Annotated in this window: 24 protein-coding genes and 1 pseudogene; 16 read left to right on the top strand and 9 right to left on the bottom strand. The window is 70.8% G+C overall.

Features of this window, described 5'->3' with window-relative positions; genetic code table 11:
* Positions 1–40: 40 nt before the first annotated feature.
* Positions 41–586, bottom strand: a complete 546-nt coding sequence (locus tag OHN74_RS23970; RefSeq protein WP_327696618.1) for a hypothetical protein — start codon at positions 584–586, stop codon at positions 41–43.
* A 199-nt stretch (positions 587–785) separates the two neighbouring features.
* Between OHN74_RS23970 and OHN74_RS23965 the strand changes: the two genes are divergently transcribed.
* The gene (locus tag OHN74_RS23965) at positions 786–2456 is read left to right on the top strand and encodes a DNA repair helicase XPB (protein WP_327696617.1); all 1671 of its coding nucleotides are present in this window, start codon (positions 786–788) and stop codon (positions 2454–2456) included.
* Between the two features lie 12 nt (positions 2457–2468).
* On the opposite strand, the gene OHN74_RS23960 is transcribed toward OHN74_RS23965, so the two are convergent.
* Positions 2469–2663, bottom strand: coding sequence for a hypothetical protein (locus OHN74_RS23960; RefSeq protein ID WP_327696616.1), 195 nt, complete (start codon positions 2661–2663; stop codon positions 2469–2471).
* 376 nt (positions 2664–3039) lie between these two features.
* Here OHN74_RS23960 and OHN74_RS23955 point away from each other — a divergent pair, with 376 nt between their 5' ends.
* Positions 3040–5103: a HelD family protein gene (locus OHN74_RS23955; RefSeq protein ID WP_327696615.1), complete on the top strand. Its 2064-nt coding sequence runs from the start codon at positions 3040–3042 to the stop codon at positions 5101–5103.
* Between the two features lie 38 nt (positions 5104–5141).
* Here OHN74_RS23955 and OHN74_RS23950 read toward each other — a convergent pair whose 3' ends face one another.
* The gene (locus tag OHN74_RS23950) at positions 5142–5834 is read right to left on the bottom strand and encodes a copper homeostasis protein CutC (protein WP_327696614.1); all 693 of its coding nucleotides are present in this window, start codon (positions 5832–5834) and stop codon (positions 5142–5144) included.
* Between the two features lie 93 nt (positions 5835–5927).
* Positions 5928–6617 (bottom strand): maleylpyruvate isomerase family mycothiol-dependent enzyme, encoded by a 690-nt coding sequence (locus OHN74_RS23945; RefSeq protein WP_327696613.1) that lies wholly within the window; start codon positions 6615–6617, stop codon positions 5928–5930.
* A gap of 44 nt (positions 6618–6661) precedes the next feature.
* On the opposite strand from OHN74_RS23945, the gene OHN74_RS23940 reads away from it, so the two are divergent.
* Together OHN74_RS23940 and OHN74_RS23935 are read left to right on the top strand one after the other, a co-directional pair.
* Positions 6662–7384, top strand: a complete 723-nt coding sequence (locus OHN74_RS23940) for an HD domain-containing protein (protein ID WP_327696612.1) — start codon at positions 6662–6664, stop codon at positions 7382–7384.
* A 40-nt stretch (positions 7385–7424) separates the two neighbouring features.
* Positions 7425–8519, top strand: a complete 1095-nt coding sequence (locus OHN74_RS23935) for a GNAT family N-acetyltransferase (protein ID WP_443060435.1) — start codon at positions 7425–7427, stop codon at positions 8517–8519.
* Here the strand turns inward: OHN74_RS23935 and OHN74_RS23930 are convergent.
* Both OHN74_RS23930 and OHN74_RS23925 read right to left on the bottom strand, forming a co-directional pair.
* On the bottom strand, positions 8501–8836 hold the full coding sequence (locus tag OHN74_RS23930) for a DUF4031 domain-containing protein (RefSeq protein WP_327696611.1): 336 nt from the start codon (positions 8834–8836) through the stop codon (positions 8501–8503). The two genes, OHN74_RS23935 and OHN74_RS23930, sit on opposite strands and share 19 nt — an antisense overlap.
* Positions 8833–9237: a hypothetical protein gene (locus tag OHN74_RS23925; RefSeq protein ID WP_327696610.1), complete on the bottom strand. Its 405-nt coding sequence runs from the start codon at positions 9235–9237 to the stop codon at positions 8833–8835. The genes OHN74_RS23930 and OHN74_RS23925 overlap by 4 nt, the downstream gene beginning before the upstream one ends.
* A gap of 56 nt (positions 9238–9293) precedes the next feature.
* Here OHN74_RS23925 and OHN74_RS23920 point away from each other — a divergent pair, with 56 nt between their 5' ends.
* The 6 genes from OHN74_RS23920 (at position 9294) to OHN74_RS23895 (ending at position 15045) form a co-directional block, all read left to right on the top strand.
* Positions 9294–10265, top strand: coding sequence for a MurR/RpiR family transcriptional regulator (locus OHN74_RS23920; protein WP_327696609.1), 972 nt, complete (start codon positions 9294–9296; stop codon positions 10263–10265).
* 110 nt (positions 10266–10375) lie between these two features.
* Positions 10376–11323, top strand: coding sequence for an N-acetylmuramic acid 6-phosphate etherase (gene murQ, locus OHN74_RS23915; RefSeq protein WP_327696608.1), 948 nt, complete (start codon positions 10376–10378; stop codon positions 11321–11323).
* Positions 11324–11377: 54 nt separating this feature from the next.
* Complete coding sequence (locus tag OHN74_RS23910; protein WP_327696607.1) at positions 11378–11911, top strand: GNAT family N-acetyltransferase; 534 nt, start codon at positions 11378–11380, stop codon at positions 11909–11911.
* A 136-nt stretch (positions 11912–12047) separates the two neighbouring features.
* A complete protein-coding gene (locus OHN74_RS23905; protein WP_327696606.1) occupies positions 12048–12638 on the top strand; it encodes a hypothetical protein in 591 nt (196 codons plus the stop codon).
* Positions 12639–12806: 168 nt separating this feature from the next.
* Positions 12807–14549: a hypothetical protein gene (locus tag OHN74_RS23900; protein ID WP_327696604.1), complete on the top strand. Its 1743-nt coding sequence runs from the start codon at positions 12807–12809 to the stop codon at positions 14547–14549.
* Positions 14550–14754: 205 nt separating this feature from the next.
* Positions 14755–15045: a DUF6355 family natural product biosynthesis protein gene (locus OHN74_RS23895; RefSeq protein ID WP_327696603.1), complete on the top strand. Its 291-nt coding sequence runs from the start codon at positions 14755–14757 to the stop codon at positions 15043–15045.
* Between the two features lie 64 nt (positions 15046–15109).
* Here the strand turns inward: OHN74_RS23895 and OHN74_RS23890 are convergent, their stop codons facing one another.
* Together OHN74_RS23890 and OHN74_RS23885 are read right to left on the bottom strand one after the other, a co-directional pair.
* A complete protein-coding gene (locus OHN74_RS23890) occupies positions 15110–15304 on the bottom strand; it encodes a hypothetical protein (protein ID WP_327696601.1) in 195 nt (64 codons plus the stop codon).
* A gap of 1 nt (position 15305) precedes the next feature.
* Positions 15306–15539: a hypothetical protein gene (locus OHN74_RS23885; protein WP_327696600.1), complete on the bottom strand. Its 234-nt coding sequence runs from the start codon at positions 15537–15539 to the stop codon at positions 15306–15308.
* A gap of 121 nt (positions 15540–15660) precedes the next feature.
* On the opposite strand from OHN74_RS23885, the gene OHN74_RS23880 reads away from it, so the two are divergent.
* From OHN74_RS23880 to OHN74_RS23855, 6 genes and pseudogenes are all read left to right on the top strand, one after another.
* Positions 15661–16503, top strand: a complete 843-nt coding sequence (locus OHN74_RS23880; protein ID WP_327696599.1) for a helix-turn-helix domain-containing protein — start codon at positions 15661–15663, stop codon at positions 16501–16503.
* Positions 16484–16747 (top strand): DUF397 domain-containing protein, encoded by a 264-nt coding sequence (locus OHN74_RS23875; protein ID WP_327696598.1) that lies wholly within the window; start codon positions 16484–16486, stop codon positions 16745–16747. The genes OHN74_RS23880 and OHN74_RS23875 overlap by 20 nt, the downstream gene beginning before the upstream one ends.
* A 307-nt stretch (positions 16748–17054) precedes the next feature.
* Positions 17055–17899: pseudogene (locus tag OHN74_RS23870) on the top strand (hypothetical protein).
* Positions 17900–17961: 62 nt separating this feature from the next.
* Entirely contained in the window at positions 17962–18636 is a 675-nt protein-coding gene (locus OHN74_RS23865) for a Uma2 family endonuclease (protein ID WP_327696597.1), read from the top strand.
* Positions 18637–18658: 22 nt separating this feature from the next.
* Positions 18659–19606: a Uma2 family endonuclease gene (locus OHN74_RS23860; RefSeq protein ID WP_327696596.1), complete on the top strand. Its 948-nt coding sequence runs from the start codon at positions 18659–18661 to the stop codon at positions 19604–19606.
* Positions 19607–19756: 150 nt separating this feature from the next.
* Positions 19757–21112, top strand: coding sequence for a hypothetical protein (locus OHN74_RS23855; RefSeq protein WP_327696595.1), 1356 nt, complete (start codon positions 19757–19759; stop codon positions 21110–21112).
* A 169-nt stretch (positions 21113–21281) separates the two neighbouring features.
* Here OHN74_RS23855 and OHN74_RS23850 read toward each other — a convergent pair whose 3' ends face one another.
* A complete protein-coding gene (locus OHN74_RS23850) occupies positions 21282–22406 on the bottom strand; it encodes an NADH:flavin oxidoreductase (protein WP_327696594.1) in 1125 nt (374 codons plus the stop codon).

Here is a 22406-nt window from a genome sequence, read left to right as displayed (position 1 = left end):
ACCCGGGCGGCGGCTGGGAGCAACCCCGGTCGGCAACCGGTCAGCAGTCGGCGACCCGGGCGTCGGCGGGCAGGCCGAAGTGGGCTCGGGCGGCGGTCTCCAGGGCGGTGGACGACATCGGGCCGTCGGCGCCGGACCGGGCGGAGAAGCCGAAGTGGTCCTCGATCCACTCCGCGTACCCGTCGCCGTCCGGCGGCTCCTCGCGCGACACGACGCGGTAGCCGCCGTCCGCCGCCCGTTCCAGCCGCAGCACCTGCGGGTACCGGGAGCCACCGCACTCCACCAGGGCGCCCGCGCGGACCCCGTACTCCATGCACAGGGTGTTGACGCCCGCCCGTACGACGCCGTCGCCGTCCTCGCCGAGGTCCAGCGGCTCCGCCCGGCAGAACCACCGCGCCCTGAGTCCGGCCACCGCCTCCCCGTACCCGCTCCCCCGTGAGTCGGCCACGAGCCGGTTCTCGATCACCGGCCGCACCTCGCCCCAGAGGCGGGCGTCGACACCCGCCGGCCACAGCACCCACGCGCCCGTCGCCATCAGTACCGCCCCGGCTCCAAGTCCCGTCGCCCATCTGCCCACCGACCGCACCGCGAGCTCCTCACCGGGCCGCGCCCTCGCGCCGCTCCCGCCGTACCAGACATCCGTCCCGGCCCCGGGGTTGCCCGTAGGGCCACGTCGACCGTGATCCACTGCCGATCCCCTGTGATTCGCACCCCGCCGTGACCGTCGGCCGGTAGGGCACACTGGACGTTTGGCCGTAGGCCGTACGGAAGGGATGTGCACGTACGTGAATGGTCCACTTATCGTCCAGTCGGACAAAACCCTGCTCCTGGAGGTCGACCACGAGCAGGCCGGCGAGTGCCGTCGGGCCATCGCGCCGTTCGCCGAGCTGGAGCGGGCTCCGGAGCACATCCACACCTACCGGGTGACCCCACTGGGCCTGTGGAACGCGCGGGCCGCCGGGCACGACGCCGAGCAGGTCGTCGACGCGCTCGTGCAGTACAGCCGCTACCCCGTGCCGCACGCGCTGCTCGTCGACATCGCCGAGACGATGGACCGCTACGGACGGCTGACCCTCTCCAAGCATCCGGCGCACGGGCTGGTCCTCACGACCACCGACCGACCGATTCTCGAGGAGATCCTGCGTTCGAAGCGGATCATCCCGCTCGTCGGTGCCCGGCTCGACCCCGACACCGTGGCCGTGCACCCCTCCGAGCGCGGGCAGATCAAGCAGGTGCTGCTCAAGCTGGGCTGGCCAGCCGAGGACCTCGCCGGGTACGTCGACGGCGAGGCGCACGCGATCGAACTGGCCGAGGACGGATGGGCGCTGCGCCCGTACCAGCAGCAGGCCGTGGAGAACTTCTGGCACGGCGGGAGCGGAGTGGTCGTCCTCCCGTGCGGGGCGGGGAAGACGCTGGTCGGGGCCGGGTCCATGGCCCAGGCGAAGGCCACCACGCTCATTCTCGTCACGAACACGGTCTCGGCGCGGCAGTGGAAGCACGAGCTGGTGAAGCGGACGTCGCTGACCGAGGAGGAGATCGGCGAGTACAGCGGGACCCGCAAGGAGATCCGGCCGGTCACCATCGCGACCTACCAGGTGCTCACGACCCGGCGTAAGGGCGTCTATCCGCACCTGGAGCTGTTCGACTCCCGCGACTGGGGGCTCATCATCTACGACGAGGTGCATCTGCTGCCCGCGCCCGTCTTCAAGTTCACCGCCGATCTGCAGGCCAGGCGGCGGCTCGGGCTGACCGCGACCCTCGTGCGGGAGGACGGGCGCGAGTCGGACGTCTTCTCGCTCATCGGGCCGAAGCGGTTCGACGCGCCCTGGAAGGAGATCGAGGCGCAGGGCTACATCGCGCCCGCCGACTGTGTCGAGGTGCGGGTCAACCTGACGGAGTCGGAGCGGCTCGCCTACGCCACCGCCGAGACCGAGGAGAAGTACCGCTTCTGCGCGACCACCGCGACCAAGCGCAAGGTCACTGAGGCGATCGTGCGGCGCTTCGCCGGGCAGCAGATCCTCGTCATCGGCCAGTACATCGACCAGCTCGACGAACTCGGCGAGCACCTGAACGCGCCCGTCATCAAGGGCGAGACGCCGAACTCGCAGCGCGAGAAGCTCTTCGACGCGTTCCGCCAGGGCGAGATCAGCGTCCTGGTCGTGTCCAAGGTCGCGAACTTCTCCATCGACCTGCCCGAGGCAACCGTGGCCATCCAGGTCTCCGGCACCTTCGGGTCACGGCAGGAGGAGGCCCAGCGGCTGGGACGCGTGCTGCGGCCGAAGGCCGACGGGCACAAGGCCCACTTCTACTCCGTGGTCGCCCGGGACACCCTCGACCAGGACTTCGCCGCGCACCGCCAGCGGTTCCTGGCGGAGCAGGGATACGCGTACCGGATCATGGACGCGGACGAGCTGCTGGCCGGGGACGCAGGAGGCGCCGAGGGAGCCGCGGGCTGAGGGGCACGCCGCTCACCTGCGGCGCACCCCCGCCTCCTCCCCGTACTCACCGAGGAGTACGACGCTCAGGGTGGCGCCGGCGAACACCTTGACGGCGCGCAGGGCATCGCCGAAGGGGTGCCGGTGGCCGCCCCGCACGGGGGTGGCACCGGAGCGGGCGGAAGCCACGGAGGCTACGGACGCGGGGGTGAAGGCTGCTGCGCTCATGTATCCATGGTTGCTTCCGGCGCCGCCGGTGCCATCGGCCTGCGGGTCGAACCTCCGTCGTCTCCCTGTACGACTCCGGGTGGACGTCTCCCCCATAGGAAGGTGGAGTCCGTCCCCTAGGGGACTACGAACGCCGTACGCGCCGACGCACTCGTCAACGGCCGCCGATTGCCGGACGCGGATTAGCGGACGCGGATTAGCGGACGCGGATTAGCGGACGCCGAAATTGATTGGCCTCCGCGACCTCCCGTCCCCTAGGATCTCCGCTCTTGCCCGCCTCCCGTCGTGGAGCGCCGCCGCCCGGACGGAAACCGGTCGGCTTTCTCGACGTCACACCCCAGCAGCAGATACGCAGCAGGTATCCGGAGGCACCGCCTTGTCCAGCCCCATCTCCGTTTCCGACGACCCGATTTCCGGCGACCCGCTCGGCCGCGAACGCTCCCATCTCTCCGCCTCCCGAGCGGCCCTTCGCGCGATGCGTGAGGACGCCGAGTCCCTCGACATCACGGACGTCACCGCGAACTGGGTCAACGCGGCGGTCCTCTCCCGCCAGATCGAGGAGCGGATCAAGGCCCTCGCCGACCTCAGTCACACCCCGCTGTTCTTCGGCCGCCTCGACTACCTGCACGCTCCCGGCGCCGAGCAGGCCGAGGGCGCGGAGGGGGAGCAGTTCTACATCGGGCGCCGCCACGTCCACGACGCCGACGGCGACCCCATGGTCATCGACTGGCGCGCGCCGGTGTCCCAGCCGTTCTACCGGGCCTCGAAGACGGACCCGCTGGACATCGCCCTGCGCCGCCGGTTCGGGTACACCGGCGGGGACCTCACGGCGTACGAGGACGAGCACCTCTCCGACCCCACCGAGTCGGCGGCCACCAGCAAGCTGCTCCAGCAGGAGATCGAGCGCCCGCGCGTGGGCCCGATGCGCGACATCGTGGCCACCATCCAGCCCGAACAGGACGAGATCGTACGCAGCGGGCTGGGCGGCTCGGTGTGCGTGCAGGGAGGTCCCGGCACCGGGAAGACGGCCGTCGGTCTGCACCGGGTCGCCTATCTCCTCTACGCCCACCGCGAGCGACTGGCCCGTACCGGCACCCTCGTCATCGGGCCGAACAGCTCCTTCCTCCAGTACATCGAGCAAGTGCTGCCCGCGCTGGGCGAGTTGGAGGTCAAACAGGCCACCGTCGACGACCTGGTGGCCCATGTGGAGGTGCTCGGCACGGACGACGCGGCAGCGGCGGTCGTCAAGGGTGACGCGAGGATGGCGGACGTCCTCCGGAACGCCGTCTACTCCCATGTGACGCTGCCCACCGAGCCCGTGATGGTCGTACGGGGATCCAGGCGCTGGCGGGTACCGGCGTACGAACTGGAGCAGATCGTACGGGAGTTGCTGGACCGGGGGATTCGCTACGGCGCCGCCCGCGAGGCCCTGCCGCAGCGCATCGCGCACATGGTGCTGGTGCAGATGGAACGGTCGGGAGAGGCCCCGGACGACCGTGTGCAGGACGCGGTCGCCCGCAACACGGCGGTGAAGGCGGCCGTGAAGGCCGTCTGGCCGCCCGTCGACCCCGCGAAACTCGTCCTGCGCCTGCTCACCGACGCCGATTTCCTCGCCGTGCACGCGGCCGGGATCCTCGACGAGGACGAGCAGAAGGAGATTCTCCGGACGAAGCCCGTACGGTCGGTGAAGGCGGCCAAGTGGTCGGCTGCGGATGCGGTGTTGATCGACGAGACGATCGACCTGGTCCAGCGCACGCACTCGCTCGGGCATGTCGTCCTGGACGAGGCGCAGGACCTCTCGCCGATGCAGTACCGGGCGGTGGGCCGGCGCTGCACGACCGGTTCGGCGACCGTCCTCGGCGACCTCGCACAGGGCACGACGCCCTGGGCGACGCGGAGTTGGGAGGAGGCTCTTGCCCACCTGGGCAAGTCGGACGCCGTGATCGAGGAACTGACGGCCGGTTTCCGCGTCCCGACGGACGTCATCACGTACGCCTCCCGGCTGCTCCCGTACATCGCGCCGGGTCTGACACCGGTGGCGTCGGTCCGCGAGAACCCGGGATTCTTCGACGTGAGGCCGATCGGCGGAACGGCCGAAGTGGTGGAGGCCTGCGAGGAGTTGCTGCGCAACGAGGGCTCGACGGGCCTGATCGCGGCGGACGCCAGGATCCCGGCACTGGCGGAGGCGCTGGGCGAGGCGGGCATCGGGTTCCTGTCCCCGGGCGAGGAGACGACGCAGGAAACCCGGCTGACGCTGGTCCCGGCGTCGCTGGCGAAGGGCCTGGAGTACGACTACGTGGTCCTGGACGAACCCCGGGCGGTGGTGGACGCCGAACCCGACGAACGCACGGGCCTGCGGCGCCTGTACGTGGCGCTGACCCGAGCGGTGTCGGGGTTGATCGTGACGCACGCGGCGCCACTGCCGGCGGAACTGGCCTAGGCATTTCAGCCCTTCTGGGGCCCACTCCCACTCCCCCCTCACCCCTCGTCCAGTACCCCCCGCCACTCCGCGACCGCCCCCTCCGACACCGGCCTTCCCCACCCCTCGGGCCGAGCCGCACCTCCGATGTGAAAGGCGTCCACTCCCGCGGCGCGCAGCAGCGGCACATGCTCCAGCCGCAACCCGCCCCCCACCAGCAGCTGTTGCTCGTACCCGGGCTCCCCGCGCCGCGCCGCCTCCGCGAGCAGCGTGGGAAGCCCTTCGTCGACGCCGGCCGCCGAACCGGCGGTGAGATAGGTGTCGAGACCGGGAAGCCCGTCGAGTTGCTTGCGCAGCGCGTCCCGGTCGACGGCGTGGTCGATCGCGCGGTGGAACGTCCACCGGCTGCCGTCGATCTCCCCCACGACCCGCTCGACGGCAGCGAGATCGACACCGCCGTCCGCCCCCAGGAACCCGAGCACGAACTCCTCCGCACCTGCCCCCCGCAACTCCCCGGCGACCCCGGCCAGCCGGTCGACGTCCCCGGCACCGAACCCGTCCGCCGGCCGCAGCATCACCCGCAGCGGAATGTCGACGGCGGCCCGGATACACGCGAAGGCCGCGACCGTCGGGGTGAGCCCGTCGGCGGCCATGTCGGTGACCAGCTCAAGCCGGTCCGCCCCTCCGGCCCGGGCGGCGACGGCGTCCTCGACATCGAGGGCGATCACCTCCAGGACTGCGCGCTGGCTCATCGGGCCCCTTCCCTTGGATTCCCACGGATTTCCACCGGAGCGACTACAGGTCTAGTCCAATCCAAGAGTACGCCGGAGCCCCTCCCCCGTCACTCACCGGCCATACATGTTCAGCTCCCCCGCCTCCGCGCCCGCCAACTCGAACGCACCCACACCCGCACCCGTCACCGACCGCCCCGTATACAGCCGTACAAGCGCGGCGCCACCCCCGATGTACCGCCCCGGCGTCCGCGTCCCCGACGCGTTCCCCAGCCGCAACGGCTCGTCCAGCTCGTCGACATCGGCGTGCAGCGGCACCAGCCGACGCTTCCTGCTCAGCCGCGCGAGCAGCGCCAGCGCGTACGGCAGACCGGGCCCCGCATAGGCTTCCGGCTCGCCGAGAGCCTCCCGTACGTCCCCGGCGTGCACCCACTCCCCCAGCGCGGCCCCGTCCAGTGCCCCGCCGGACCTGGCGATCACATCCCCGGCCTCGCTCATCCCCTTCTCCAGCTCGTCCACGATCCGCGCGTTCGTCCAGTCGCGGCGCTCGGCGATGTCCCGGTCGTTCGACTCCGGCGAGAACACGCCCTTCTCGATCCGCCCCTCCACCACCCTCGACAACACGGCCGAGCAGTGCGCGAGCACGTCCCGCACGGTCCACTCGGGGCACCCGGCGGTCACGATCCCGAAGTCGGCCTCGGGCCGGGCCCGCAGCAGCGGGATCAGCGCGTCGCGCTCGACGATCAGGAGCCGCCCGGGCAGCTCGGGGTCACGTACGTCACTTACATCGACAGAAGACGTCATGCCTCCACGCTAGGGCCGACCCACCCGGACGGGAGAATGCCCCCATGCCCGATCAAGCCGACGCAGACGCCCCCGACGACCCCGACACCCTCTCCGCCCTCCGAGCCCGCTGGACTCAGGCCCTGGAAGCAGCCCGCGCCACCCCCGGCAACGCCAAGGAGCTTCCGGACCCCACCCCCTACGCCGACAACCTCCTCGCCCGCTGGCAGGAACCCCAGCGTCGCTACCACACGCTCACCCACCTCACCGCGGTCCTCGACCACATCGACGTACTGGAACAAGCCGAGGCCGGGTATGCCCCCGACCCCGGCCTCGTCCGCCTCGCCGCCTGGTTCCACGACGCCGTGTACGCCCCGGACCGCTCCGAGAACGAGGAGCGCTCCGCCCGTCTCGCCGAGCGGGCCCTCCCCGAAGCCGGTGTCCCGGCAGCGGGCACGGCGGAGGTGGCCCGCCTCGTCCGCCTCACCGTCACCCACGCCCCCGCGCCCGGCGACCGCAACGGCGAGCTCCTGTGCGACGCGGACCTCGCGATCCTGGCCGCGTCCCCGGACACGTACGCCGCGTACACGGCCGCCGTCCGCGAGGAGTACGCCTTCGTCCCGGAGGACGCCTTCAGGGCGGGCCGGGCAGCGGTACTGCGCCAACTCCTCGCCCTGCCAAGGCTGTTCCGGACGCCGTACGGCACACAGCACTGGGAGGAACCGGCGCGCGCCAACATCGCGGCGGAGGTGGAACGGCTGGGCCGAACGGACCCGGGCCCGATTTAATCCATGTCCGTCGCCCCGCCCCGCCCCCTATCCTCGCCGCATGCTGAGCATGGGCGGGAACGAAGTGGACGAGGCTGTCGCGAGCGCGGTGGCGCTGCTGCGGCAGGCGTTGGACCGGGACTGGGCGGAGGTCAACGCGGGTCGGCTGGAGTGGAGTTGCCGGCAGACGGCCGAGCATGTCGCCAGTGACCTCGTCGCGTACGCGGGGCAGTTGGCGGGGCGGGCGAAGAGCGCGTACGTCCCCTTCGCGATCAGCATCGACGGCAGCGAGGACGGTCTGGACCCCGCCGACAACGCGGGCATCCTCGACGTCATCACGACGACCGGCGCCCTGCTCACCGCCGCCATCCGCACCGCTCCCCGTGACGCGCGCGGCTTCCACCCGTATCCGTTCCGCAGCGCGAACCGCGAGGGTTTCGCCGCGATGGGTATCGCCGAAGTGCTGCTGCACACCCACGACATGGCCGAGGGCCTGGGGCTGCCGTACGAAGCGCCCGCGCATCTGGCGGAGTTCGTCCTCACCCGGATCTTCCCGACCGTCCAGCCCGGCCCGGACCACTGGCGGACCCTGCTCTGGGCGACCGGCCGCGCCAACCTCCCCGGCCGCGCACAACTCGCCGAGTGGCGCTGGACCAACAACCTGGTCCTCGACACCGAACGGCTCCGCCTGGAGGGTGTCACCCCGGCCGCCGCCGCCGATCTGAGCGTGGGCGGCACCGGCGGCTTCGACTGGATCGAGGGCGGCCCCTTCGAGGGCACACGGGAGGCCGCCGGGATGACGTTGAAGGCGTACGAAGCGGGCGTGCACCGCCCGGAGTTCGGTCTGTACGTCCTCGTGCGCCGGGAGGACGACCTCGCGGTCGGCGGCATGGGTTTCCACGGCGCCCCGGATGAGGAAGGCAAGGCCGAGGTCGGCTACGACCTCGCGGAAGCCGCCCGTGGCAACGGCTACGCCACGGAGGCGCTGCGCACGCTGGCCGAGTGGGCGCTGGCCCGGGACGACGTACGGTCCCTGTTCGCGACGATCGAGCCGCAGAACACCCCGTCCCAGGGGGTGATCGCCCGCGTCGGATTCGTGCCGGTGAGCGCGGAACCCGACGAAGAGGGCCTCCAGGCCTACGAGTTGCGCGGCTGACGCGCCGCCCGGCCCGGCCCGTCCTGCTCGCGCGGCCTGTCCGGCCCGCCCGGCGCGCGCGCCGACTTGCGCCTGCGCAGTCCCGACCCGTGCAGCAGCCGCACCACCTCGCGGCTGCTGACCTCCACCGCCCCGGCGGCCACCACATCGCCGTACCGATGCGACGGAATGTCGTAGTGGTCGCGCTCGAAGGCACGCTCGGGTACGCCCAACTCCCCGGCGAACGCGTGCAGTTCGTCGTACGACACGTCACTCACGAGGTGGGACCACAGGCGGCCGTGCCCGGGCCAGACCGGCGGGTCTATGTAGATGGTCACGAGGACGACGTCCCGCCGTGCGTCGCGGCCAGTGAGCCCACCGCCGCGACCCGCACCCCCGCCTTGTGGCACACCCACTGCGGATCGGGCCCCAACTCCGGCTCGACCTCCAGGGCGTGCGGATCACCGCCGCCGCAGACCGGGCACAGCGGCCAGCGGCCGTATGTCTCCAGCAGCGCGTCCTGGACGTCCTGCGCCACGAGCCCGGCCACGAAGGCAGCTCCGTCCGGCCACTGCTCGACCCACCAGCGGCGCTGTACGACCGACTCCTCGACCATCGAGACGACAGCCGCCTCGGCGACCTCGCGCGCGGCCAGATCGGCGAGGACGAGGGCGCGTGCAGCGTGCAACGCCTGCTCCAGTCGGGTGACAGGGTTGCTCGGCTCGCCGGTGGGGGTCATGCACCCATTGTGCGCACTCTTGACCGTACGTCCGAATGGAAAATATCTTTCATGACGTGAGCCGAGACGTGAAGGAAATTTTCGGAACCGCGGGCACCTCCGGCACGCCCAGCGGCATCCCGGGTGTCACCCCGCCCGCGCCCGCCGCCCTCGCCGCCAAGGTGCGGACACTGGCGCCCTCCATGACCCGCTCCATGCAGCGCGTCGCCGAGGCGGTCGCCGCGGACCCGGCCGGCTGCGCGGCCCTCACGGTCACCGGCCTCGCCGAACTCACCGGCACCAGCGAGGCGACGGTCGTCCGTACGTCCCGGCTGCTCGGCTACCCCGGCTACCGCGACCTGCGCCTCGCCCTCGCGGGCCTGGCCGCCCAGCAGCAGTCGGGGCGCTCCCCCGCCGTGACCGCCGACATCGCCGTCGACGACCCGATCGCGGACGTCGTGGCGAAACTGGCGTACGACGAGCAGCAGACCCTCGCCGACACGGCCGCCGGGCTGGACACGGCCCAGCTGTCCGCCGCCGTCAGCGCGCTGGCCGCCGCCCGCCGCATCGACATCTACGGCGTCGGCGCCTCCGGTCTGGTCGCCCAGGACCTCACCCAGAAGCTGCTGCGCATAGGGCTGATAGCGCACGCCCACAGCGACCCGCACCTCGCCGTCACCAACGCGGTGCAGCTGCGCGCGAAGGACGTCGCCGTCGCCATCACGCACTCCGGGTCGACCGGGGACGTCATCGAGCCACTGCGCGTCGCCTTCGAGCGCGGAGCCACGACCGTCGCGATCACCGGACGCCCCGACGGGCCGGTCACCCAGTACGCCGACCACATCCTCACCACCTCCACGGCTAGGGAGAGCGAGCTGCGCCCGGCGGCGATGTCGTCGCGCACCAGCCAACTCCTCGTCGTGGACTGTCTGTTCATAGGCGTGGCGCAGCGGACGTACGAGACGGCCGCCCCCGCGCTCTCCGCCTCCTACGAGGCCCTCGCCCACCGCCACACCCCGCGCAGCGGCAGCAACACATCACGCCGCTAGGCGCGCCCGCGCCCGGCCGCCTCCCCGTCCGGGCCGCACACCGACAGCCACGACACCGGTAGCCGCACCGTCACACCGTCGTACCGGAAGATCCGAAAGAGCCGCACGCCATGACCTCAACCGCTGACGCCTCCTCCAACAACCGCGCCCTGAAAGAGGAGTTGGAGTCGCTGACGACGGAGGCGTTCCGCCCGGAGCTGGCCGAGATCGACCAGTTGCCCACCCTCGACATCGCCAGGCTGATGAACGCCGAGGACACGACCGTCCCGGCCGCCGTCGCCGAACGGCTCCCGGAGATCGCCGCCGCGATCGACGCCCTGGCCGCCCGGATGGCCCGCGGCGGCCGGCTGGTCTACGCGGGCGCCGGCACGCCGGGCCGCCTCGGCGTACTGGACGCCTCCGAGTGCCCGCCCACCTTCAACACCGACCCCGCGCAGGTCACGGGCGTGATCGCGGGCGGCCCCGAGGCCATGGTCACCTCGGTCGAGGGCGCCGAGGACTCCAAGGAGCTGGCCGCCGGTGACCTCGACGCGCTCGGCGTCACCACCCTGGACACGGTGGTCGGCGTCTCGGCGTCCGGCCGTACGCCGTACGCGGTCGGGGCCGTCGAACACGCCCGCGCACTGGGCGCGTTGACGATCGGCCTGTCCTGCAACGCGCACAGCGCGCTCGCGGCGGCGGCCGAGCACGGCATCGAGGTCGTCGTCGGCCCCGAGCTGCTGACCGGCTCGACGCGTCTCAAGGCGGGCACGGCCCAGAAGCTGGTCCTCAACATGCTGTCGACGATCACGATGATCCGGCTCGGCAAGACGTACGGGAACCTGATGGTCGACGTACGGGCGTCGAACGAGAAGCTCCGGGCCCGCTCCCGCCGGATCGTCGCCCTGGCGACCGGTGCGGGCGACGAGGAGATCGAGGCGGCGCTCGCGGCGACGGACGGGGAGACGAAGAACGCGATCCTCGTCGTCCTCGGCTCGGTCGACGGCCCGACGGCCGCCCGCCTCCTCGCGGAGAACGACGGCCACCTGCGGGCAGCGCTGGCAGCGGCACCCCACTGACGTACTGACGCACTGATGCGTGGGCGCGTTCGACCGTCGGGCAGGATGGGCGCCATGACCGAGATCCACACTCCCCGCCTCCTCCTCCGCCGCTGGACCGACGACGACCTCGTGCCCCTGTCGGAGATCCTCGCGGACTCCCAGGTCATGCGCTGGGTCGACGACGGCTCGGTGCGCGACCTGGAGTACGCGGCCGAGGCCATCGAGCGGTGGGAGGAGGAGTGGGACGAGGAGGGCTTCGGCCTCTTCGCCGTCGAGCTCCTCGCCTCGGGTGAACTGATCGGCGCTGTCGGTCTGTCCGTGCCCGATTTCCTGCCGGAGGTGGCGCACGACGTGGCGATCAGCTGGCTGCTCGGCTCCCAGTTCTGGGGCCAGGGCTACGCCTCCGAGGCCGCCCACGCCACCCTGGAGTTCGCCCTCCAGGACCGTGGCCTCGACCGCGTGATCAGCATCAGCAGAGGGGGCGACGACGCCTCCGAGAACATCATCCGCAAGCTGGGCCTGACGGAGGAACGGGACACGACCCACCCCGTGTACGGCCACCAGCTGCTCGTGCACGCGATCGACCTCACGGAGTTCGAGGCGTAGACCACACCCGGCCGGCATACGCGCACTCTCGCCCGCGTTGTCAGTGGCGTGTGCGACGGTTGAGACCGCTGACCGCTCCGCTCAGCACACGCAGGCATTCAGATACGCAGGTCCGCACGCCGAAGGGACGACCACCGTGAACCACGCCCAGCTGACCGCCCTCGGGCGAGCCCTGCGCGTCCTCGGCGAGCACGGGGACGCGCTCGGCGGCGACACCCCCGACACCAAGCTGCACGAGATCAAGGCCGACCTGAAACGGGCCCTGGCGATCCTGGACGACACGGTGACCGGGTCGGCACCCACGACCCGCTGCGCCGAGCACCCCAACGGCCCGGTCGACGAAAGCGCCGGCGACCTCTGCCTGCTCTGCGAGACCCGCCGCCGCAGCGCCCGCCGCTCCCAGCAGAACGGCACCTACCCGCAGGCCCGCCACACCGACCCGGACACGGCACCCCCCGAGCGCACGATGTCCCGCTACGGCGTACGCGCCGACCGCCCCGAGTCCCAGCAGCGCTGGATCCCCGAGGTCTGGACCGGCCAGAACTGGCAGCTGTGCGGCACCCCGCGCCGCGACCGCCAGGAGGCCGAGCGCTACCTCTCCGCCGAGCGCCGCGCCCCCCGCCCCGGAATCGCCTACCGCCTGGTCCACGAGTTCACCGACTACGAGGTCCTGCGGATCTGGGGCACCCCGATGAAGGTGGACATCGAGCCGATGGGGAATTTGTAGTCCGCCCCAACAGCCTCTCCGGCAGCCTCACCGGCCGGAAAGAGCCCTCCGTGCCCTCGCTCAGGGCAAGCGGTGTCTGGACTGCTCCCGGATCGCGATCCACCGTGCCGAACCGCAACCGTGGCGGACGCCCCTTCGTCTTCTGGTTCACGACCAGAAGGGGGCCCCATGGGACTGGTGCGCACGCTACTGCCGTTGCCACGGGCCGCGGCCCGGCTGACTCCACAGGTGGGCGGGCCGATCCTCGGCGCCGCACTGATGCGCTGCCTCACCCCCGGCTGGGTGCTGCTGCGGCCGTCGTCGCCGACGCTCCGACTCGCCTGGGCCGAGGAAGCCGTCTCCGTGTACCGGGTGCTGGTCGAGACGGAGCACCCCCGTCCACGGCACCGCGGCCTTCTCGCCCGCGCCCTGACCCAGCACGCCACCGCACTCCTCCTCGCCGGGCGCCCCGAAGAGGCCCTCACCTCACTGGAGGCCGCGCGGGCCGTACCGGGCGCACGATGGTCACCGGCCCAGCGGGCCTCCGTACTGCATCTTCGGGCGCAGGCCCGATTCGAGGTGGGCCGGCTCGACGAGGCGCTGGCTTCGGCCGGGGACAGCGTGGCGGCGTACCGCGCGCTCACGCCCGTACGTCGGGAGCGGACACCGGCCCATCTGTCCGGCGCGCTGCGGACGTACGCGCTGGTGCTGAGCGCTCTCGGACGTACGGAGGAGTCCGTTGCGGCCTACGAGGAGTGCGCCGGAGTGCTACGGGCCATGCCGCTGCGGATGTCGGGACGCGCACTGCTGGTGCGGGCGCGCGCAACCGTAGAACTCACCTCCGGATTGAGGGAATTGGGCCGATACGAGGAAGCGCTGTCCGTCGGCCGGGAGGCGCGTGAGGCGACCGGCGGCGCCCTCGTGCTGGCCCTGCCGGACAGCGTGCGCCCGTTGCGCGTCCGGCTCCGCATGGACCTGGCCCGCTGCCAAGGAGCCACCGGCGACCTGCTCACGGCACGCACGACCGCCGACGAGGCCGTCGCCGAGGCCCACGCCCTGGCCGACCGGGACCGGGCGGCCGGGGATCAGTGGCTCACGGTGGCGCTCGGCTTCCTGGCGAGCGTGCTCAGTGAACTGGAGGAGTACGCAGTGGAGTTGGGCACCCGCCAAGAGCTGGTGGACTTGTGTACCGTTCTCGCCGCCAAGGACCCGATGACCTACGGCCCCCTCCTTGCCGATCACCTGGAGCTGCTGGCCGACTGCCACCGGGCAGCGGGCGACAACCGCGCCGCCGTGGACGCGTCAGAGCGCAGCGCGACCGCCCACAGGCACGCCGCGGAACACGACCCCGATGCACACGAGCCGCAACTCGCCCGTGTCCTGGCCAACTTGAGCCTGCGCCGGTCGGACGAGGGCGACAACGACGGCGCGGTCTCCGCCGCCCGCGAAACAGTGGCCCTCACTCGGCGGCTGGCCGAGTCCGACTGGCAGACCTACCACGCCCTGACAGGCCGCCATCTGCAGATCCTGGGCCGTGCACTGCGTCTCAGCGGCGCCCACGCGGCGGCCGTCGCCTGCTACGAGGAGGCGGAGTCGATCCTGGAGGACGTCCGGGAAGGCGGCGCAGAATCCGAAGGGCACGCATCCACCCTCGCTGCGGCCCGGTCCGGCCTGGCCATCACACTCGACGAGGCGGCGCGGACCCACCTGACAGCCGGCCGCACCGACGAGGCGGTCGCCGCCCTGGGCTCCCTCCTCGCCCTCACCCACCGCACCGACCGGACCGACGTTCACGCCTGCTGCGTCACCGCGTTCACCGATGCCCGCGCGGAGCATGGGGAGCCCATCGCACAAGCCTGGGCGCGGGCGACGGGCGAGGACTTCCCGACGTTCGTCTACCGGCTGCCCGGGAGCACCGTCGTACAGCGATGAGTTCCGGGACCGCACCCGGTCCCTGGATACCTGGAGTACGCGAGCCCTCTGAAGCCTCCGAACTCCGAAACCCCGAATGCCGCAAACCTTGATCCACACGACCGGGTGAACCAAGTCCCTCGTCCGAGGCAAAGCGGCCGGATCGGTGGCCGGTGATCGTTAATGCTGCCGGTGTCCGATTCATTCCTTTGCCAGGAGACCCTCCTTGAACGTCCGCCGCTTCCTGACCACCGCCCTCGCCGTCGTCGGCCCCCTGACCAGCGCCCTGGTGCTCGCCGTCGCCACACCGGCGGCCACCGCCGCCGCGAACCCCTGCGGGTTCTACGAGACGGGCAGCGACGCGTACTACAACCACTGCACGAGCGACGGCTCACGCATCGTCATCGAGGTCGAGGTGTGGGGCCCGAACTACGAGAAGTGCGTGGCCCCCGGCGACACCTGGCTCGGCAGCAGCAGCAAGATCGACGGCGCGTTCTACACCGGCCGCCTCTGCTGACCTGACCGGACCTCGGCTCACCTGATCCGGCCCGACCTCGTCCGGGCCGGATCACCCGCCCGCCTCAGGGCAACCGCCCCTCCCGATTGACCCGCCGCACCCGCGCCCGCAACACATCCGCCGGTGCCGCCTCACCCAACGCCTCCGGCGGACAGTCCCACTCGCACCCGCCGCCCACGGGCCGCAGCTGCACGTATCCGCCCTCGCGCCCCATGACCTCCCCGATCCGCCCGTCGCGCACATCGAGGGCGTACGTCACCTCACGCACCCTCGTCGCCACCGGCGGCCACACCCTCCAGGACGGCGGCCAGCCGCGTCGCCGTACGGACGTTGCAGCGCCCGAGGGTTACGAGCGCGAACGGCTCGCTACTCGCCCCGCTCACGGGGTCCACTCCCAGCGACGGCAGAGCCACCCCGACCCCCTCCAGCGCCGCCCGCAACCGCGCCACGATCTCCTCGGTCGTCAGCAGCCGCCCGTCCGACATCAGCTCCATCGCCGCCCGTTCCTCTGCACTCTGAGTGTTCGCTTTCTCCACACAGCGTGGCGGTCACCCGTCTAACCTGGCCAGAGACGACATCCCAACAACCCCATGTGTCCGACAGGGAGTTGCCGCCATGGCAGGTTCGAAGGACCTCGACCCCTCCTCCTCACCCCGCGCCTTCCTAGGCGCCGAGCTGCGTCACGCCCGCGAGGCGGCGGGCCTGAGCCAGGACGAACTGGGCCGACCGCTCTTCGTCAGCGGTTCGTTCATCGGGCAGATGGAAGCCGGAACGCGGCGGATGATGCACGAGTACGCCGTCCAGATAGACCAGATCCTGGGCACGAAGGACTTCTTCGAGCGCAACTGCGCCGCCCTGGCCAAGTCGAAGTACCCGGACCACTTCGCCGAGGCGGCGGAGGCGGAAGCGGTGGCTACGGCCATCCGGCAGTACGCCCAACTGCTCATCCCGGGGCTGTTGCAGACCAAGGCGTACGCGGAAGCGGTCTTCCGCGCCTACAAGCCACTGGCGCAGGCCGCCGAGATCGACAAGGACGTGGCGAACCGTCTCGACCGAGCCCGCCTCCTCGACAACCCAACAACCCCTTTGTTGTGGTCGGTTCTGGACGAGGCAGTGCTCCGGCGAGTGGTCGGCGGCCCGGCGGTGATGGCGGAGGCGTTGCGGCACGTGGCCGCACTGATCAGGCAGCACCGGATCATCGTGCAGGTGCTGCCGTTCGGTGCCGGGGCGCATGCGTCTATGCACGGCTCCCTGAAACTCATGGAGTTCGAGGGCGCCCCACCACTCTCCTTCGTCGAGGCACCTGACATGGGGAAACTGCAGGACGACCCGGCCACGGTCAGCCGTCACACCCTGATGTTCAACCTCCTCCAGGCGGCGGCACTTTCGCCTCAAGATTCACTGGCCCTCATCGAGTCGGTGGCGCACGATTACGAACATGGAGAAGAACACTCTTGAGCACGCCCTGAGCACGGCCACCTGGCACAAGTCGTCATACAGCGGTGGCGACGGCGGGGACTGCCTGGAGGTCGCCCGCTGGCGCAAGTCGTCGCACAGTGGCGGCAGCGGCGGCGACTGCCTGGAAGTGGCCGACGGCCACCCCGCCCTCGTCCCCGTCCGCGACTCCAAGAACCCCCTCGGCCCGAAGCTCGCGTTCCGGGCGGAGGCGTGGTCGGCGTTCGTCGAGAACCTCAAGCCCTGAGCGTCCTCAACTCCCCCCGAACCTCCCTGAGCTTCGGGATTCGGGCATCGAGCCCTGTTTCTGAGGATTGGGAGGTGGGTCTCAACCCACCCACCCTCCCTGCGTGTTGACTTGACGCGTTCGGCTTGCCACGCAGAGTCACAAGGAGCTAGCGTGCCGAAATAGCAAACAAACAACCCCCGCCAGGTGCGTCAACACCTGCGGGGGTCTGACCTCAGAGATCGAAACGAGCGATCCAGTGGCTGAAGCCAACTTTAGTGCTGCCGTCCTGCCCGCGCACCCTTCCCCGCCACCTCCGCCCCACCCGATGGCGAATCCGGGTTACGGCAAGCGCGATGCCCCCGACCAACGCCCCCGCACGAACCACGACTTCGCGCATCTGCCGCCGCGCGAGGCAGCGGTCGCCGCGTACATCGACCGGTTGCCCGGCGGGGCCGACATCTCCGTAAAGACGCTGGCCAAGCACGTCCGTACGGCCAGTGCGCTCTCCGTACGACCCTCAACAACCTTCGCCAAGCGGGCCATCTGCGCCGGGGCCGCGAACACCTGACCGGCACCGGCAGCCAACTGTGGATCACCCGAACGTGGTTCACCCGCACGGCACGCGGCGACGACTGGTGGGCGGCGTTCACGCGGGGCGACGTACCGACGGAGTACGAGGCGGAGTCCCCGGAGGAACCAGGCAGCCGCCGTCCGACCCGCTCCCGCGCGTTCATCCTGCTCGTCGCCCTCGGCCGTACCGCCCCCGCCCTGTCCCTGCCCGAGGCGGACTGCGCGGCGCTGGCCCCGCTGGTCGCGGAGTGGTTCGAGCGCGGGGCGAACGAGGAGTCCGTGCGACACGCCCTGACCGCCGGCCTGCCGACCCCGGTCCACTCCCCGGCCGCCCTGATCCGCAGGCGCCTGACCAGCAAGCTCCCACCCGAGCCTGCCACCGTACGGCCGCCGCTGCGAATGCTGGAGTGCGCGAAGTGCGGGGTGCCGGGGCGGGCGGAGGCGCTGGCGGGGGGCGTGTGCGGGGAGTGCCGGGGCGAGACCGTTCCACCTCGGGCACCCTCCGCACCCGTCGCCGCCTCCGCCACCGCAGTCCACGCCTACGCCGCCGCGACCCGCGCGGCGCTGGTCGACCGACGCCGAGAAAGGCCACGCGTATGAGCGCTCCAACAGTGCGCCGACACCGCTCCAGGGCACCATGGTGGGAAGGAGGCGAGCCCATCATGACCTTTGGCACCAGGCGCCCGCAGATGTCCCGCGAGGACTTCGAAGAGCTGGCCGGTAAGGCCCCTGCACACGTAGAGCTCGAATTCCTCGATGGACGGCTGTACGTCAAGGGCGATCACATCGAGGTAGAAGACTTCGAAGAGCTCGCCCGCAGGGCTCCGGAAGGCGTGAAGCTCGAACTCATCGACGGAAAGCTAGAGGTCAAGCCGTTGCCGGACAATCGCCACAGGGCCATTGTGGTGTGGCTCATTCGGCTGTTCATGCAACTGCGCCCCGAACTGGCCATGTACCACGAGCAGGATCTCAAGATCGGCGCCTACCGCAAAGGGAATGCCACTGCGGATGCCGCGTTGGCGCCGTTGGATCACTTCATCGCCGAGGACAAGAACTGGGCCTCGCCGGACGGCGTCCTCATGGTCGTCGAAGTCACCTCCCACGACCGCGACACCGACCGACGCGACCGCATCGACAAGGTGCGCGGTTACGCGGAGGCAGGTATCCCTGTCTACCTGCTGATCGACCGGGACAACGACACCCTCGTCGTGTACAGCGAGCCGAAGAACGGGACCTACCAGCAGAACCCTTCGTACCCGTACGGAGCCGTGGTCGAGCTGCCCGCTCCCGTGAGCGTCACCCTCAACACGGAGAAGCTCAAGGACTATGCCGACTGACCCGTTGGAAGAACCTCAGCGGGTGCATGACGAGTTCCTGCCACGACCGCAGGTCGAGAGGGGCCCCGAGTCCCCGGAAGTCCGGGCAGAGCGCGCGGAGATCCGGCTGGCCATGGACTTCGCCAAGGCCGTGTACGACCGCCGTCTGCAACTGGGGCTGACGCAGACACAGTTCGCCAACCGCGTCGGTCTCACCGAGGCGCAGATCTCGCGGATCGAAGGCGCCGACACCGTGCCGACACTGGCCTTGTTGCGCCGCCTGGACGTGGCGCCCGGCGAAATGCTCGACAGCCCACGAGAGGTCGCCCGCACAGGCACTCTCCCAAAACTGCTCAACGAGGACTTCGAGGAACTGGCCGCCGTGGCCCCCGATCACGTACGACTCGAATTCATCGACGGGACGCTGCGCACGCGGGACCCGCTAGGTGTCGAGGACTTCGAGGAGCTGGAGCGACGGGCACCCGAGACCGTACGACTGGAGTACGTGGGCGCAAAGCTGGTGGTCAAGGCCCTGCCCGACGGCAATCACAGTCGCATCTTCATGTGGCTGCTGCGCCAGTTCCTGCTCCAGCGGCCCGAACTGAATCTCACACCCGGATCCGGTATCAAAGCGGCTGCTGACCGCAGGGAACGTGCCCGACCAGATGGAACGCTGACGCCCGTAGGTCATTTCAAGGGCCACGGCGAATGGTCCGACACCTCCGGCATCCTCATGGCCCTCGAAATCACCACCCGCGACAGGGACACGAACAAACGCGACCGCATCGACAAGCCCCTCGGCTACGCGGCGGCCGACATCCCCGTCTACCTCCTCGTCGACCGCGACAACAACACCGTCACGGTGTTCAGCGAGCCGAAGGACGGCCGATACCAGCAGGCCTCGTCCTCCCCCTGGGGGGCCACCGTGGCGATCCCGCACCCGGTGGGCATCACCCTCGACACCGAGAAGCTCAAGGACTACGCAGACTGACCCATGGGCCAGGATCGAGGCCCCCTTGACCGCCGCGCGCACAGGAACCGCCGGGCTCCCTTGCGTCGGGTACAACCTCCCAGGCGCCACAGCCGTCCAACCAGTGCGCCGGGTCGCACCCGAACCGGCACTCATCTCAGGGGGATCGATATGAAGCCTGCCTCCGTCGGCCGCGCGCTGCGGCTCGGAGCCTGTACCACCGTGGCCATGGGGATGGCCGCCGTCGGTTTGGGCACCGCGCCTGCCTTCGCCGAGGAGCAGCAGACCGACCAACTGTGGATACAGAACCCGTACGAGCGGACGGTCACCGTCGCCCCGGAGGGCGGCACCGGACAGTACCGTGACCTGCCCGTCGGCCTGTACCACGACAACAGCACCTTCACGGTCACGGACGGACGGCTCACCGTCGACGTCTCGGGTCTGGCCGGGGTCGCCGAGGTGGCCTGGCCGGAGAACTGCGTACCCAGCGGGAGTACCGCCGTGTGCTCCGTTCCCGAGGTTCCGATCCTGATGGACGGCTACGAGGAGCAGGTGCGGCTCAAGGTGCGCGCCCTGCCCGGCACCGCCTCGGGCGCCCAAGGGAAGATCACCTACGAGGCGACGGCCAAGGGCGGTCCCGACGGCGAACTCGTCGCCCCGCACAACTCGTTCGACACGACCGTGACGGTCGGCTCGGGCCCCGACCTGGTCCTGGTCCAGCCGGACAAACTCGTGGGCGTGCGACCGGGCAGCTCGCTCACCGCGCCGTTCGCCGTCACCAACACCGGCAACGAGCCCGCGCAGGGCTTCAGCGTGCGGATGTGGGCGACGTACGGCCTGGAGTTCGCGACGAAGTACCCGCAGTGCGCATACACGCCGACGGGCGGTGCGGGCGAGGCCGCTCCGATGACGGTGGTCACCTGCGCGTTCGACACGGTCATCGCGCCGGGTGTCACTGTCGAGCTGCCCGCGCCGCTGAAGCTCGACGTCGCTGACCACGCCCTGTACGAGCTCTTCGGCTACTCCGTAGAGCCGGGGGCGGGCGCCACCGACATCCAGGCCGACGACAACTCCAGCTCCTGGCCCATCGAGGTCGTCAACACGGCGGACTTCGCGGTGCGCGGCGACTCGGTCCGCGGCAAGGCCGGTTCGAAGGTCACGGCCACACTCCGTTTCCTGAACAGAGGTCCGGCCTGGGTCGGTCACGTCGGCTCGGGCGACCCGGCCGCGGTCGTCTCGTTCTACGTGCCGAAGGGCACGGCCGCCACAGCCGTCCCGGACCTCTGCGAGCCACGCACGCTGGAGGGCGGCTCCCTGGAGGAGCGGCTCGGCGCCCCGCGCTATGACTGCTACCTGCCACTGTGGGTCAAGCAGGACTCGAAGACCGTCCTGCCGTTCCAGCTGATGATCAACCGGGTGGTGCCGGGTGTGACCGGTAAGGTCGTCGCCCACCCCGATTGGGGCCCGTCGTTCCCGTTCGACCCGAAGCCGCGGAACAACACGGCGCAGGTCGTGGTGAACCCGTAGCCGCCCGCATCTCCGCGCCGGGGGCGCTCCGCTGACGCGGGGCGCCCCTGGGCGTTTCGGTCGTGCGACGCCGCGCTCGACCGGTGCCGGGGCTGCGGACAGTGCGCGGTCGGGGCACGAACTCCGCAGCTCAAAGGCAACTGCATTGCTTCTGGGCCGTGATTACGGGCTAGCTCAACGACCCCAGCGCCGACGCCTCGTAGGCCTTCAGCTCGCCCGTCCTGTCCTCCAGGACCTTCGCCGCCCACTCCGGGTCCTGGAGCAGCGCGCGGCCCACGGCCACGAGGTCGAACTCCTCGTTCTCCAGGCGGTCCAGGAGGTCGTCGATGCTCTTGACCGGGGAGCCCTCGCCCGCGAAGCCGTTGATGAAGTCGCCGTCGAGGCCGACCGAGCCGACGGTGATCGTCGGCTTGCCGGTGAGCTTCTTGGTCCAGCCGGCCAGGTTGAGGTCCGAGCCGTCGAACTCCGGGAGCCAGTAGCGGCGCGTGGAGGCGTGGAAGGCGTCGACGCCGGCCGCCGCGAGCGGGGTGAGGATCGACTCCAGCTCCTCGGGGGTCTCGCCGATGCGGGCGTCGAAGGCACCCGACTTCCACTGCGAGTACCGGAAGATGATCGGGAAGGACTCGGACACCGCCTCGCGTACGGCGGCCACGATCTCCGTCGCGAACCTCGTACGGGCGACCGGGTCACCCCCGTACGCGTCGGTGCGGCGGTTGGTGCCGGACCACAGGAACTGGTCGATCAAGTAGCCGTGGGCGCCGTGCAGTTCGACTCCGTCGAAGCCGATGCGCTCGGCGGCCACCGCGGCCTCGACGAACGCGTCGATGACGTCGTCGAGGTCCTCCTGGGTCATCTCCTTGCCCGCACCGGCGGTGCCGTCCAGCCGCAGACCGGACGGGCCGACCGGCGGGGCGTCGGCGAACGGGGGCTGCCCGGCCTCCCTGACCATGCCGATGTGCCACAGCTGCGGCACGATCCTCCCGCCGGCCGCGTGCACGGCGTCGGCGACCTTCGCCCAGCCCGCGAGCTGCTCCTCGCCGTGGAAACGGGGGACGCCGTCGCTGTCACCGGCGGATTCGTGTCCGACGTAGGTGCCCTCGGTGACGATCAGGCCGACCCCGGCGCCCGCGCGGCGCGAGTAGTACGAGGCCACGTTCTCGCCGGGGACCCCACCGGGCGAGAACTTGCGCGTCATCGGCGCCATCACGATCCGGTTCGGCACGGTCAGACCGTTCAGCGTGACGGGGCGGGAGAGGATCTGGGCCGCGCGGGAGGTCTGGGTGGGGGCTGTCAC

Source organism: Streptomyces sp. NBC_00459, assembly GCF_036013955.1.
In the GTDB taxonomy this organism is placed as follows: domain Bacteria; phylum Actinomycetota; class Actinomycetes; order Streptomycetales; family Streptomycetaceae; genus Streptomyces.
Note: the sequence above shows the minus strand (reverse complement) of the source record. Positions and strands in the feature narration are given on the sequence as shown.